Origin of the sequence: uncultured Fibrobacter sp. (assembly GCF_947305105.1) — a bacterium.
Classification (GTDB): Bacteria; Fibrobacterota; Fibrobacteria; order Fibrobacterales; family Fibrobacteraceae; genus Fibrobacter.
Window position 1 is genome coordinate 154,834 of the sequence record NZ_CAMZCS010000001.1, and the last position, 13,355, is coordinate 168,188.

Below are 13,355 nucleotides of genomic sequence, written 5' to 3' on the forward strand. Positions count from 1 at the left end.
GATTCCGATAGAGTCGGGAAAAAGGAATTTGGTGTAAATTGTTTTTTTTCTGTACGATTTCCCTAAAAAAAAGTGTAGTTTTAGCATTAGATTTATAACAACCCTTCTTCTGGAGCTGAAATGATGAAGAAAAAAATATTTGGCATGTGCGCTTTGAGCTTGTTGCTCGCGATGACCGCTTGCGATGATAAAATGGACCCGAATAATCCGCAATCTGTACGTAAGGAACTGACCAAGAGGAAAATTCCTTTTACGCCGAACCAGTTCGTGTCTTATGCTGCAAATGGCGATACTGCCAAGATGACATTGTTCCTCCAGGCCTCGTTTGAAATTGACGCCGCCGCCGATAACGGCAACAATGCCGTGGCTATCGCAGCCAACAAGGGCAACATCATGTCGCTCAATTACCTGTTCGCTCACGGTGCAAAGGCCGATGTCCGCAACAGCAATGGCGAATCGGTTGTCGACAACGCCGTGATGATGGGCAACAAGGAAGTGGTCACGATTCTTCTTGAACAGCTGAAGAAGGAAGGTGCCGACCCGGCTGGCCTGAGTAGCGCCGTGCTGATTGCCGCTAAGCGTGGCAATGTCGATGTGCTCGAAATGCTCGCCGATGCTGGTGCTCCGCTCGATGTCCGTGGCCCGGACGGTTATCTGCCCATCCACTGGACTGTCAAGAGTGGCAACTTCGATGCGATGGTGTTCCTGATTAACAAGGGTGCCGACGTGAACGCCAAGTGCGGCCAGGGCTATTCTGTGCTCGACTGGGCGACCAACGAAGGCTATCCGCGCCTGATCAAGGAACTCAAGAAGCATGGTGCCAAGAATACTCCGAAGTATTTCAAGGATTCCAAGTAATCTTTTGCTTTATTTGCAAAGATAACGTTGCATTTTTTTTGACCTCGGCTTTTTTGGCCGAGGTTCTTTTTGTATTTTTCGCACTATGAAATTTCATACCGTCCAAAAACTGTTTCTCTGCTTGTGCCTAAGCAGCATTTTTGCTTTTGCGCAGGAAACCGTAGAACTTGTCCGCCGGCAGATAAAAGCTGTCGAGCTGGAAACATCCCGCGAAAAGTCTCTCCATGATGCCGAAAAGAAGCGTCATGCGGAATTCATCGAGGTTGGCCGCAAGAAGGTTCAAGCGCTCTCCGCCCAGAACAAGGCTTTGCTTGCCGAAATCGATTCGCTTAAGGCCGAAATCAAGAACTTGGATGACGCTCGCCAAAAGACAACCGGGACTATCCATTGGTACGAAAGCCGCAAGCAGAAGTATCAGGAGTCTCTGGCCAAGGTCATCGACTCGCTCGCTCCCGCATTCGAAGCCGACTTCCCGTACAAGAACGAAGAAGTGGTCAAGAGCCTCCACGAGATTGCCGAACAGCTTGCCAAGGGCTTTGTGAATGCCGACGACGCTATCAACCGCACTCTTGAAATCTACTATGACCGTATCCGCCTGGGTTACACGACCGAGGTTTACAAAGGGTTCCTCCAGGTGAACGCCCGCAACGTGCCGGGGACGTTCCTGCGCTATGGCGCTGTCGCTTCGGTGTTCGTGAGCAACGACGGCAACGATGTGCTGTGGTTACAGAGGACTGCGGACGGCGGTTTTGTCTGGAACAATGTTTCGGAAGACTTCGCTATGAGAACGGCCCTCAAGGACGTGATGAAGGTGGCCGAAGGCAAGACCGCTCCGCGCCTTGTCTCCATCCCGGTCTCCATTCCTAAGGAGGGATTATAATGTCTCTCGTCTCTCGCTTAAACTCTCTTTGTACTACTCGAACCCCGAGCCTCGCACCTCGCGCCTCTCTCGTCTTGGCAACTCTTCTTTGCCTTGCTCCGCTTTCTTTTGCGCAACAGAAAAACGATATTGACGCGGTCAAGAAGCGTGCCGAACTGAACAGCGCGAAGGCCGACCTCGAAGAAGCCCGCAAGAAGCGCGACATGGCTGTTGCTGCCCGCTGGAAGGACAGGGAAGCTGCCAACCAGGAACGCGAACTGTTCAATGAACGCTATCAGGAAAGCAAGGAAAAGGTGGACGCCCTGATGTCGGAACGCGCCCGCTTGTTCGAAGATGTGCGCGTTGCCCGCGAAGACTTGGCGCAAATCAAGCAGCAGGCCGAAACGGCCCGCTCGGAATTCCTCTCCTTGGCGGTGGGGCCCGAACGTTTGGAAACGCTTGCCAAGTTCCAGGAACAGGGCGTGCCCTTCAAGCTGCCGGAACGCACCGAAGCGATGAACAAGGTCAAGAAGGAAATGGGCCTGTACCGCGATGATCCGCTCCGCATTGCCCGCTCCGTGTTTGCCGTGGCTCAGTCCGAACTCAATTTTACACGTGAAGTCCGCTACGAAAAGGCCGAACTCCTGTTCGGTACTGCCGTTGCCGAAGGCGACCGCATGCGCATTGGTGGCCTTTATGCGATGCAGATGGCAAGCGTTATGGATATTAACGGGTATCATCCCTCGGCATTGATGCTCCCTGTTGCAGGGGAAAAGAACCGCACTTACAGTTGGCAGGAAAATCTCGGTACGGATGTCAAGGGCCAAGTGGCCAAGGCGTTTGCGGCTACCGCGGATTCTGCCTACGTGATGGCTCCTGTGGACGTGCTCCTGAGTACTGAACTTTCTTCCGAGATTGCTAGCCACCAGGAAAAGAGCTGGAAAGAAGACCTGGTCCAGTTCTTCAAGGATGGCGGTATCTTGATGTACCCGATTGTCGCGATCCTTGTGCTGGGTGTGCTGATTGTGCTGTGGCGCCTCGTTGTGCTTTTGATTTTGGGCTTTGGCGGAATGTCGGCACGTCGTGCCCTCAAGGCGCTTGCGGCTGGTGATGTGGACGAAGCTCGCAAGCAGGCGAAGTCGGCGAGGGGTGCTGTGGGCAAGGTGCTTCGTACGGCACTGCTTAAGAATTATCCGAGCCGAGCCAGTGCCGAAAAGGGCCTCGAGGAACTCTTTGCGGGCGAAGTCCCGAAAATCGAGAAAGCTCTCTCTTGGATTTCTGTGTTTGCGGCGACCGCTCCGTTGCTCGGTCTTTTGGGTACCGTGATGGGTATGATCGAACTCTTCGACGTGATTACGATGCACGGCACGAGCGACCCGAAACTTTTGGCTGGCGGTATCTCCATCGCCTTGGTGACGACGGAAGCTGGCCTTATCGTGGCTATCCCGCTGCAACTGCTGCATACGTTCTTGGTGAACCGTGCCGATGCGCTGCGTGGCCGCATGGAAAAGGCCGGCCTTGCCGTGTTGAACGCCATCTGGATTAGGGAACGCTGATGACCGAATATTCTGTCATCGAGACAGCCTTGGGAACCGTCACCCGTGGTGGCTGGGTCCTCGCCCCGATATTCCTGTTGGGGTGGTTCGGCTGGTTTATGATGATTGAACGCTACGGCTTTTACTTTATGCTGAAGGGGAGGTCTTCGTCGGCTTTCTGGAAGGACCTCGAAAAGGTGGGCGAGGACGAGGCCGTCAAGCGCTTGAGCAAACGCCGTTTCGGCTACTTCCTTGCCCTTGTCGAGGATATCCGCAAGCATCGTAGCGAAGGGCCTGTCGCCGTGCGCAATGCCATGGATGCGACCCGCCACGATATTTCGCTACGGTTGTCCCGTTCGCTCAAGACGATTTCTACATGTGCCGCCATCGCACCGATGCTTGGGCTTTTGGGAACGGTTTCGGGCATGGTGCATACTTTCGAGACTATCCAGCTTTTCGGATTTGGAAACCCGGTGCTTTTGGCCGATGGCATTTCCGAGGCGCTGCTGACGACCCAGGCGGGATTGCTAGTCGCTTTCCCGTTGATGCTCGCGTACAATTTTTTGATGAACAAGGTGGAAAAGGTCGAGGACCATGCATGGAGCGAAGCGCTTCGCTTTGAATCCTGGTCTTTCGAACCTGCCGAGGTGCCCGAAGACGGCACTAGGGAGGACCAATGAGTTTTATTCGTAAAAGGAACAGGGATGCTGGCGGGATTGATGTGTCCCCGATGCTGGACATGGTGTTCATCCTGCTCATCTTCTTCGTCGTCACTTCGACGTTTACCCGCGAGACCGGCGTGGACGTGACCAAGCCGAAGGCGAGTTCCGCGAAGGATCTCGCCAAGGAAAGTATCTTGATAGGGATTACCCGTCAAGGGACAATCCATATTAACGAGACGCAGGTTAACCTTTCCACGCTGCAGACAGTCCTTCGCCAGATGACGGCGGAGGCGCCTGACCGCCCTGTGATTATCGTGTCTGACCGCGATGCCCCCTCGGGCCGCGTGGTGGATGTTCTGGACGAATGCAATTTGGCGAAGGTCCGCAAGGTTTCTATTTCGGCGAATAAGGAAGAATAAATGCGCTTTTCCCCCACGGATTTCTTGGCTAGGTACTTCCGCTACCCGATAGCGGTAGTCCTTTCCTTCGTGGTCAGCGGGGTGTTCTTCTTGGCCATTCCCGTTATTAACGCATTGTTCTTTGACAAGGGTGTCAAGACGGAAAAGCCGCTTGAGGTGTTGACCGAAGTCGAGGTCCTGGTGAACGAGAAGAAACCCGAAGTCAAGCAGAAGATTATACGTACGGTCGTGAATCCGAACCCGTTCCGCATTTCGAGCCATCCGGGACTGAGCCGCAGCCAGAATTTCCAGATGGACCTTTCCCTCGCGCGTGGCAATGCCGGCGACGGAGCCGTCGTGGATGCGGGCTCCATGGAAAACGTGGTGTACGAGGCGGGCGAGGTGGACGAACAGGCCCAGGTGCTCCGCGAAATCCAGCCCAAGTTCCCCGAGAAGGCAAAGAAGATGGGCGTGTCCGGTTACGTGAAGGTGCTCTTGGTTATCGACGTGTATGGCGATGTCGTGCAGACCCAGGTGATGACGCTGGATCCGCCGGGTTATGGTTTCGAGGTTGAAGCGTTGAAGGCGGTTCGCCAGTGGAAGTTCAGTCCCGCCCAGCTTGGCGGATATCCCGTGGCGCAGAAGGCCACAAAGGAGTTCCGCTTTGTTAAGTAAGGTAAGAGGCTCGAGGCTCGCGTTCTCATTGCTATTGCTACTCTGCGTGGCTCCGCTTTTTGCTGCGGAGGACTATTTCTTCCGTGCGAACGAACTTTACGACCAGGGCAAGTACAAGGAAAGCGTTCCCCTTTACAGGGCGGCGATTGACGAGGGCCGCTATGAGCCCTTTGCCTGGTTCAACTTGGGCAACGCCCTGGTACAACTGGGGCGCAAGGAAGTGGCGTTGGTCGCGTACAAGCGTACGGTCGAATTGTTGCCGAAGTTCGTGAAGGCGTGGCTTTTGATGGGCGATATCTACTACCTGGCCGGCGATCCGGGCGAGGCGATTGCCGCCTACAAGCGCGCACTGGAACTGGGAGAAGAAAACGACCATGTCCACTTTGCCTTGGCCGAGTGCTACATGAAGGGGCGCGACTGGACACTGGCGCAAAAGCATTTTGAACGGGCGTTGAGCCTGAACCCGGACCGCATGGATGCCTGGTATGGCTTGGCCGAGGTCTACGAGAAACTGGGGGACTACGAATACGCGATAAAGACGTTGCGTAACGCCTTGCAGATGACGGCCACTGCCGGGGCCGATGTCCACTTTACGATGGCGTACTATTACCGCAGCATGGATTCCACGCGGCAGTCCCTCAACGAGATGGAAAACGGTATTTTGATGGAACCGGAAAATGTTTCCGCCCGCAGGTACTTGGCCCAGATGTACTTGAAAGAAGGCTCCCCCTGGATGGCCATTTTCACCTTGGAAGAGGGCCTACGCCACAAGAAGGGGCTTGGCGATTTGAATGTCGACCTCGGACAGATCTATTTCACGCAAAAACGCTATGACGAGGCTTTGGACTGTTATATGAAGGCCTGGCTTGCCGGGAATTCCCAGGGCCGCATCGGTGCCGAAAACGTCGGCCACGTGTATTCCAACGCCGGGGACGACGAAAAGGCCGAGGCCATATACAAGCGTATCCGCGAAAAGCGCTAGGCGCTCGCCTTGTCGCCCAAGAAGCCTGCAAACACCCCGAAAAATTTTCTTAACGTAGCCATTTTATGGCCTTTGCTGTGGATAATGGGCAAAACTTAATATATATTGGTATCATAGATAACATGGTTCTTTTTTGGTGGTAAGTATGAATCTAAAAAAATGGTTTGTTTTGGTAGTGGCCGCCTTGGCGCTGGCTGCATGCGGTGATGATAGTTCTACAGGAGGCGGCGGTGGCGGTTCCGGCGACTCTAACAATCCTGAAAATCCGGGTTCTAGCGGGAGCAATGATCCGAGCAATCCGACTTCGTCGGATATTGATTGGGTTTTACCTAACGATCCGTCCAACTTGTGGAAAGGTGCGGGTACAGAGGCTAGTCCGTATGAATTGAATAACGAACAAGATCTGCTGACCTTGATGGACGAGGTGAATGCGAAGTCTGCGAACTATAACGGGATTGCATTCAAGTTGACTGCAGATATTAAACTTACCAAGAAATGGACTCCGATTGGATGCGTCAAGGGACAGAGCAATCGTACGTTCGGTGGCACGTTCGATGGGGGAGACCATGTCATCAAGGACCTCTCTATCGACGATACGGCCTCTTACTCGGGCTTGTTCGGCTACGTCAAGGATGCAGTTATCAAGAATGTCAAGCTGGAAGGCGTTTCCATCAAGGCCGGTTCCTATGCGGGTATGCTTTTCGGTAAGGCCGAAAACACGACAATCAAGGACGTTTCCGTTTCGGGAAACATGACGGGTAACGACTTTGTTGGCGGTCTTGGCGGTAGCATCAGTGGCGGCAGCGCCGTCGAGAATGCAACTGTGTCTGGTACGGTCAATGGAAACGGCACTGTTGGCGGTGTTATCGCGACGGCTATTTCTTCGACGGTCAAGAGTGCAATCAATTCGGCTGCGGTCGCTGGGAAGACGGCTGTGGCGGGTATCGTGTCTACCTTGTCGATGAACGGCGTTGTGGAACTGTGCGTGAACAAGGGCACTGTTGCTGGCGCGATGGATGTGGCTGGCGTTGTGGCCAAGGCTGCGAAGGTCGAGGTGAAACAGTCCGGTAACGAAGGTGCTGTGACCGGTGAAGATAACAGCATGAGTTCTGTCGGTGGCGTTGTCGCTGTCGCTTCGAATTCCGCTGTACTGAACCAGGTCTACAATGTGGGGGCTGTTACGGCCAAGTCCGCCCTCGGTGTGGGTGGCATTGCCGGAAAGTTCGTGACCGAAGCTTCCATGACGAGCGCTTTCAACCAAGGGCAGATTACGGCGGAAGGCACTACCAATGTTGGCGGCCTTATCGGCAAGGCGGAAACCTGCAAGGTGACCGGTGCTTATAACGCGGGTGTGGTTTCTCCAATCGCTAATGCTGCATCTGTTGCCGGTGCCCACATGTCCACCTCGGAAATGGTCTCGGTTTACTACGATGCTGCGACGAAGGTCGCTCCGACAGAAGTGGGCGAAGCCTCTGAAGCCATGAAGACTGCAGACTTCCTCGCTGCTCTCAATGCGGTCGAGAATGTGTGGACGATGGCTGGCGATAAGTATGCCGGCTTCCCGTTCTTTACCTGGATTAAATAGTCTTCGAAAGATAGTCAAAAACGTTTACTCGCGCCCCATTGTTGGGGCGCGAATTTTCTAGTATTGGGTTTATGGCTAAAAAGAAAAAAGTTTGGAAATCTCCTGCCAATGATGGTGCCTTCCGTGGGAAGGAAGATAAAATCCGCCAGATGCTCTGCGACATCGTGAACGGCCGTAGCCGCCTGCTTGGGCGCCCTGCAGATTTGTTCGACTCGATTGCCGCTGCGATTGACGATATCGAAAGGTTTGGCGAAAACCCGAAACTCCAGCTGGAACTCCTGGCGTGGACGCTTCGCTGCGATTTTATCTGCTCGCGTATCGATGACGACGAGCCTGAACTTTGGGATGGCCTCTTTTACGATGCGGGCACGTTCTTTGTCGAACTGGCCAAACAGTACGAAGACAAGAAATATGTGTCCGACCTTGTACACGATTTGGCGATTCGCCACGTGGGCGAGGAAGGGCGCTCCTATGTGTTCCTCTCGGTATCGGAAATTCTCCCGCCCGATGCGATCAAGGCACTCCTGGACGAATTGATGAATGCCGTGGAGACCAATGAATTGCCTAACCGCGATGATATCCTGGATGCCATTTCGGACATGGCAGACGATATCGGCGATGCCGCCGAGTTTGCGAAGGCCGCCCTGATGCGCGACCCCCAGAAGAGCAATGCCACGATAATCGACATTGCGAACTCCTATTTTGTCGCGGGCGATATCGAAATGGCCAAGCAATGGCTGCGCGATGTGGAAAATCCGGGGGCCGAAGACGAAGAAGCCTGCCTGGATTTGCAGGCCGGCATAGCAGACCGTGAAGGCCGGAAGTCCGATTGTGCGAAGATTGCCGAAAGCCTGTACGAGAAATACCCGAAGGTCATCAACTTGGCTAGGCTCTGCCAGGTCGTGGATTCTACCCGTGCACGAAAGTTGCTGGAAGACCATATCCGCTACCGCAATGGCGGCACGGCGAATATCGAGTTCATGCAGCTCTTGCAGAGCATGAAGGCATACGACTTGCTGGAAGGCTACGTGACGACGTTCGAAAAGGAATTGCCCGGCATGGATGCCGATACCTTGAGGGGCATGGCCGACGAACTGGAAAAGGACGGTCAGGTGGATTTGGCCGAGCATATCCGCAAGTGGATTGTGGACGAGCCCGAAGAGGCACAGGCCTTTGACGATGCCGATTGATTAGGAAACTAGGCGATGAAGTTCCTGTACGTACTGGTCAGCGAAGAAAAGGATATCTATTACGAGCAGACGCTTGCCTCGGTGCTTTCCTTGCGCCATTATAACCCCGATGCTTCTGTATCGCTATTGGTTGACGACAAGACAGACAAAAATCTGGTCGGGAACTTCAGGGCGCAAATCAAGAATTTGGTGAACGAGTACAAGGTTGTCCCGTTTGACGAAAAAATGTCGAACATGGTTCGTTCTAGATATTTAAAGACGAACATGCGCAATCATATTGACGGCGATTTCCTGTTTATTGATGGCGATACGGCTATTGTCGATAAATTGGAACTGAAGTCGATCGATCCCAAGGGCAGTGTTTTTGCCGTTGTCGATATGCATGGTGGAGAAAACGACAAGTACCAAGTTAAGCATAAGAAAAATAATGCTGACAAGGAAACGATGAATTTTTCGCTCTCCTTCCACGACAAGTATTTCAATAGTGGGGTTATTTTTGCAAGGGATGACAAGCCTGCACGGGAATTCTTTTCTAAGTGGCATGCGTTATACCAGCAATGCGCGCAAAAAGGTATTTTTACGGACCAGATATCTTTTAACGAGACGAATCATATTTTGAATCACTCTATCGTAGAGATGCCTGGAGAATGGAACTGCCAAGTTCGTGAAGCGTATAATCACCTGTACCGCGTGAAGACCATCTATCCGATTCTTTGCCGGTCCAAGATTCTCCACTTTTTCAGCACCGGAATAGATGGGAAAAAGGAACCGCATCCGCTGATGAGAAAGGATTTCTTTGTAAAAATGAAAGAGTTGCAGTCTGTAGACGAGTCCATGCTGCAAGTCATCCGCAATGCAAGGCAATGCTTTTGGGGCGCACCCAGTGTATTGAACGAAAAAGCGTCATTCCCGCTTTTCTTCCTGTATCGCCAATTTCCAAGGTTTAGCAGACTGCTGAAATGGTTGGGTGTTGTTTAAAATTTTTATGTGGTAAACGGTATGGCCGATAATTCCATTCAAGCAGATCAAAAATTTTTGATGAAGGGTACCTTTTTTACGTTCTTGGGAATTATTCTCAAGGTGCTCGCCCCTATATTTACGATTGTTATCGCCCGTGTTTTTGGCAAGGAAATTTTTGGAATCTACGTTTCTACGCAATTGCTCGTGCTGACATTGTGCCGTGTGTCTGTTTTTGGTTTCGATTATGGCCTGCACCGTTATCTGCCGCAAAATAAAGTATGCAATCGGCCGGAACATGACGGTATTATCGGTTCGCTGCGGATTACCGCGTCGGTTGCGGTCCTGATAACGGTTATCATCTGTGTCGGTTCCTATTTCGGTTTGCATCGCCTGTCTTCGGGGCTTGAAATGTTGTCCCCGGTAGAAATTTCTTTGTACGCGCTTTCAATCCTTCCTTATTCTTTGCTTGTCCTTTTTGGTGGGGCCTCGGAAGGGAATCGTCGCCCGCAATACAAGATATTCATAAACGAATTTGCGTTGTCGGCCTTGGCTCCCATAATTGCATTGGGGCTCCATTTTCTCCATTTTGAAGATCGGCTTTCGCTCCCGTTGGGGCTGTTTGTCGCTAATTTGCTGGGGCTCATGGTTTATATATTCCTCATGAACCATCAGTTCCCTAAATTGAAATGGTTCGTGAAAGATAAAATCCCTCAGGAACTGCTTCGCTTCTCGTTGCCGATTGGTTTTTCGGAAATTGTCGGAGCGTTCTTGCTGCGTGTGGATTTGTGGATGGTCCTTGCTTTGATTGGGCCGGAGGCGGCTGGTGTTTATGCTGTCATGGTGACAATCTCGAATGGCCTGAAAGTCATTCGTCGTAGCTACCAGCCTATTTTGACTCCGGTCGTAGCCGGAATGTCCAAGGAACGCCTGGATACGGACCTGAAGCCAGTGTATTCGTATTGCGTCTCGATGGTGACGTTGATTCAACTTGGGATTGGCTTCTTTATCGTCCTGTTTCCGGAACAGGTGATGATGATTGCCGGTAAATCGTTTGTCAGCGAAGAGAGCCCGGTCGCCGTATTGGGAATCTTGATGATCGGTAACCTGATCAACGGACTTTTTGGCTTGTCCGGTTCTGTTATCAATGGCCTAGGAAAAAGCAGTTTCCTCTTCTTCTTGAATGTTGTATCCTTGGTCGTTGCTGTCGTGCTGAATTACATTTGTATCCCTCGCATGGGGATTGCCGGCGCTGCGTTGTCTTCGATGTTGTATCAAGTGATGCAATGTGTGTGGATGAACATCTATCTAAAGAGAATGGGATATTGGCCCTATGAAAAATATCTGATTGTTCAGGGCATTTGGATTGTTGGCTTGACCGTCCTCTATATTGTCGTGAATACGGTTTGCTCGCTGAATATTGTTGAAAAGGTTGTCATTTTTGCGACTGCTCTGCTTTTCATTTTGTTAACTTTCTGGAAGCAAGGCCTTTCGCAAAAAAATTATCGTAAGAAAAAATGAAAAAAGAATCTAAAGTGAGGGTGTGCTTTTTTCCTGAGTTGGAAAATAGTACAAATCTGTTTTTAGCAAATCTCGTCCGATTGCTTGAACGGACGGGAGATTATGAATGCAGCGGATTTTATGATCTTGTCAAAAAGCATTTGTCTCCTTATCGCTGTGATGTTTTTCATTTTAACTGGTTTGACCAGTGCGAAAATTTTTCGTCTTTCATTTATCGCCTTTTTGTTTTACTTCGAGTCATTGTTTCTGGAAAAAGAATTGTATGGACCGTCCACAATATAGAATCTCATGAGGTGCGGGCTCCATATAATCGTATTTTGCGCTTTTTGCTGCTTCACTATTCGCATGTCATTCATGTAATGAGCGAAAAGAGTTTCGATATCCCTTATTTGCGAAAACACCTGCATAAGGTGATGTTGATCCCGCATGGGGATTACTTTGAATCGTATCCGAAATCCAGCCTCGATGTACGCGCAAGGTTTAAGATTGCTGAGAACGCTCCGATTGCATTGTTCTTGGGTGCCGTCCGTTATTACAAGAATGTGGATGTATTAATAGATGCGTTTGCTCAAATCCGAAAGACGAAGTTCCCTGAGGCGGTGTTGCTCATTTGCGGGAAGGCGAGCCCTAAGGATTACCAGAATGCGTTGCAGGCTAAAATATCAACACAGGAAGGTGTCTATTTCTTTCCGGAATTTGTTCCGAACGAAGATGTTTATGCCTATTTGAAGAGTGCGGCTTTTTTGGTGACTCCCTATTCTTATCGTTCGGCATTGAATTCTGGGACAGCGCTGATGGCCTGTTCTTATGAGAAAACAGTCGTGACTCCTGATATCGCCAATGTCGTGGATATCCAGAAGCAGTCGGATTGCTTGTATGTTTACCACTATGAGTCAAATGAAGACCATGAAAACGCACTGATTCAGGCGATGGAACATGCGTTTGAAGATTATTATTCCGGGAAGATACGGGAGAAAGAGCTTGCCGCAATGAACTATATGAAAAACAATTCTTGGAGTGCGCATTCCGATGAATGGATTTCCCTCTATAGGGCATAATTAAAAATCAAACGCTTATCATTTGAACAATTTTATATATTAGACGTATGACCAAATACCTTTTTGTTCTGACGAGTTCTCCGAAGGATTTCTTTTGCGAACAGACGCTTGTGGCCATTGCCTCTTTGCGTGTGCATAATCCGGGTGCCTTCGTGACGCTCCTGACCGACGACAAGACCGCAGAAACACTCACTAGAAACCGTGCCGCGCTCAAGGATGCTGTAGACGAACTCAAGGTGCTGACACTTGATGAAAAGTTTACGCCGATGCTTCGCTCCCGTTACCTCAAGACGGTTATGCGCAACGTGGTTGACGGCGACATTCTCTATATGGATTCCGACATCGCGATTGTGGGTGACCTCTCGATTCCCGAAGAATGGAAGGGCGGCATTTACGCAGTGCTCGATTTCCACACGAATCTTTCGAAGGCCATCAACCGCAAGAAGGTCTTGAACAACGCGAAGATGATGGGCTTTTCGCCGATTCTGAACGACGAGATTTTCAATGGGGGAGTGATGTATGCCGCAGATACTCCCGAAGCCCGCAAGTTCTTTGAAACTTGGCACGAACTTTGGCTCTATTGCGTGTCGAAGAATTTCCCTTACGACATGGCGAGCTTAGCCGAGACGAATTTCAAGTTCGGCTATATCACTCAGAAGATGCCTGGCGGCTGGAACTGCCAACTTGCCTACGGCAACCGCTTTTTGCCGACGGCGAAGGTGCTGCACTTCTTTGGCTCGCGCATTGTCGATACTCGTGGTCACAAGGTCCCCGAGAGCATGAACCTCTTCTTGCCGAAAATCCTGCGCAAGGATTTCTACACGAACCTGAAGAACCTCCCGGTGACGGTGAATGCCGACAAGTCCATTCATATCGACGAATACTACGACGACGTGATTGCGCATGCGAAGGAAGCGTTCGAATTCCAGACACGTAAAGTGGGGGCTGCCGGTGCCTATATCATCCGCAGCTATGCCTTCGCGAAATCGCTCGCCTGGATTTATAAGAAGATGCCGGTTCTTCTTTACCCGCTGAGAGTCTTGGGGACTCTTCTCGGGAAGGACAAACGTTAATA

At 51.1% G+C, this 13,355-nt stretch carries 13 protein-coding genes; all 13 read left to right on the forward strand.

The window, feature by feature from the left end:
• The first annotated feature begins 120 nt into the window (after positions 1-120).
• The 13 genes from Q0Y46_RS00660 to Q0Y46_RS00720 all read left to right on the forward strand — a co-directional run bounded on the left by Q0Y46_RS00660 (position 121) and on the right by Q0Y46_RS00720 (position 13,353).
• Positions 121-858, forward strand: a complete 738-nt coding sequence (locus tag Q0Y46_RS00660; RefSeq protein ID WP_295681767.1) for an ankyrin repeat domain-containing protein — start codon at positions 121-123, stop codon at positions 856-858.
• 85 nt (positions 859-943) lie between these two features.
• Positions 944-1,738, forward strand: coding sequence for a DUF3450 family protein (locus tag Q0Y46_RS00665; RefSeq protein WP_297943711.1), 795 nt, complete (start codon positions 944-946; stop codon positions 1,736-1,738).
• Positions 1,738-3,273 carry a MotA/TolQ/ExbB proton channel family protein gene (locus tag Q0Y46_RS00670; RefSeq protein WP_297943714.1) on the forward strand — a complete coding sequence of 512 codons (1,536 nt, stop codon included), beginning with the start codon at positions 1,738-1,740 and terminating at the stop codon, positions 3,271-3,273. The genes Q0Y46_RS00665 and Q0Y46_RS00670 overlap by 1 nt, the downstream gene beginning before the upstream one ends.
• The gene (locus Q0Y46_RS00675) at positions 3,273-3,932 is read left to right on the forward strand and encodes a MotA/TolQ/ExbB proton channel family protein (protein WP_295681772.1); all 660 of its coding nucleotides are present in this window, start codon (positions 3,273-3,275) and stop codon (positions 3,930-3,932) included. The genes Q0Y46_RS00670 and Q0Y46_RS00675 overlap by 1 nt, the downstream gene beginning before the upstream one ends.
• On the forward strand, positions 3,929-4,333 hold the full coding sequence (locus Q0Y46_RS00680; protein ID WP_290958651.1) for a biopolymer transporter ExbD: 405 nt from the start codon (positions 3,929-3,931) through the stop codon (positions 4,331-4,333). Before Q0Y46_RS00675 ends, Q0Y46_RS00680 begins: the two co-directional genes overlap by 4 nt.
• Positions 4,334-4,987: an energy transducer TonB gene (locus tag Q0Y46_RS00685; protein WP_295681774.1), complete on the forward strand. Its 654-nt coding sequence runs from the start codon at positions 4,334-4,336 to the stop codon at positions 4,985-4,987.
• Positions 4,977-5,969, forward strand: a complete 993-nt coding sequence (locus Q0Y46_RS00690; protein WP_295681775.1) for a tetratricopeptide repeat protein — start codon at positions 4,977-4,979, stop codon at positions 5,967-5,969. The genes Q0Y46_RS00685 and Q0Y46_RS00690 overlap by 11 nt, the downstream gene beginning before the upstream one ends.
• A gap of 145 nt (positions 5,970-6,114) precedes the next feature.
• Positions 6,115-7,554, forward strand: coding sequence for a hypothetical protein (locus tag Q0Y46_RS00695; RefSeq protein ID WP_297943719.1), 1,440 nt, complete (start codon positions 6,115-6,117; stop codon positions 7,552-7,554).
• 71 nt (positions 7,555-7,625) lie between these two features.
• Positions 7,626-8,744, forward strand: coding sequence for a hypothetical protein (locus Q0Y46_RS00700; protein WP_297943722.1), 1,119 nt, complete (start codon positions 7,626-7,628; stop codon positions 8,742-8,744).
• Positions 8,745-8,759: 15 nt separating this feature from the next.
• The gene (locus Q0Y46_RS00705) at positions 8,760-9,722 is read left to right on the forward strand and encodes a glycosyltransferase (protein ID WP_297943725.1); all 963 of its coding nucleotides are present in this window, start codon (positions 8,760-8,762) and stop codon (positions 9,720-9,722) included.
• 60 nt (positions 9,723-9,782) lie between these two features.
• On the forward strand, positions 9,783-11,222 hold the full coding sequence (locus Q0Y46_RS00710; protein WP_297943728.1) for an oligosaccharide flippase family protein: 1,440 nt from the start codon (positions 9,783-9,785) through the stop codon (positions 11,220-11,222).
• Positions 11,219-12,280, forward strand: a complete 1,062-nt coding sequence (locus tag Q0Y46_RS00715) for a glycosyltransferase family 4 protein (RefSeq protein WP_297943731.1) — start codon at positions 11,219-11,221, stop codon at positions 12,278-12,280. The genes Q0Y46_RS00710 and Q0Y46_RS00715 overlap by 4 nt, the downstream gene beginning before the upstream one ends.
• Before the next feature lie 47 nt (positions 12,281-12,327).
• On the forward strand, positions 12,328-13,353 hold the full coding sequence (locus Q0Y46_RS00720) for a hypothetical protein (protein ID WP_297943735.1): 1,026 nt from the start codon (positions 12,328-12,330) through the stop codon (positions 13,351-13,353).
• Positions 13,354-13,355: the final 2 nt, after the last annotated feature.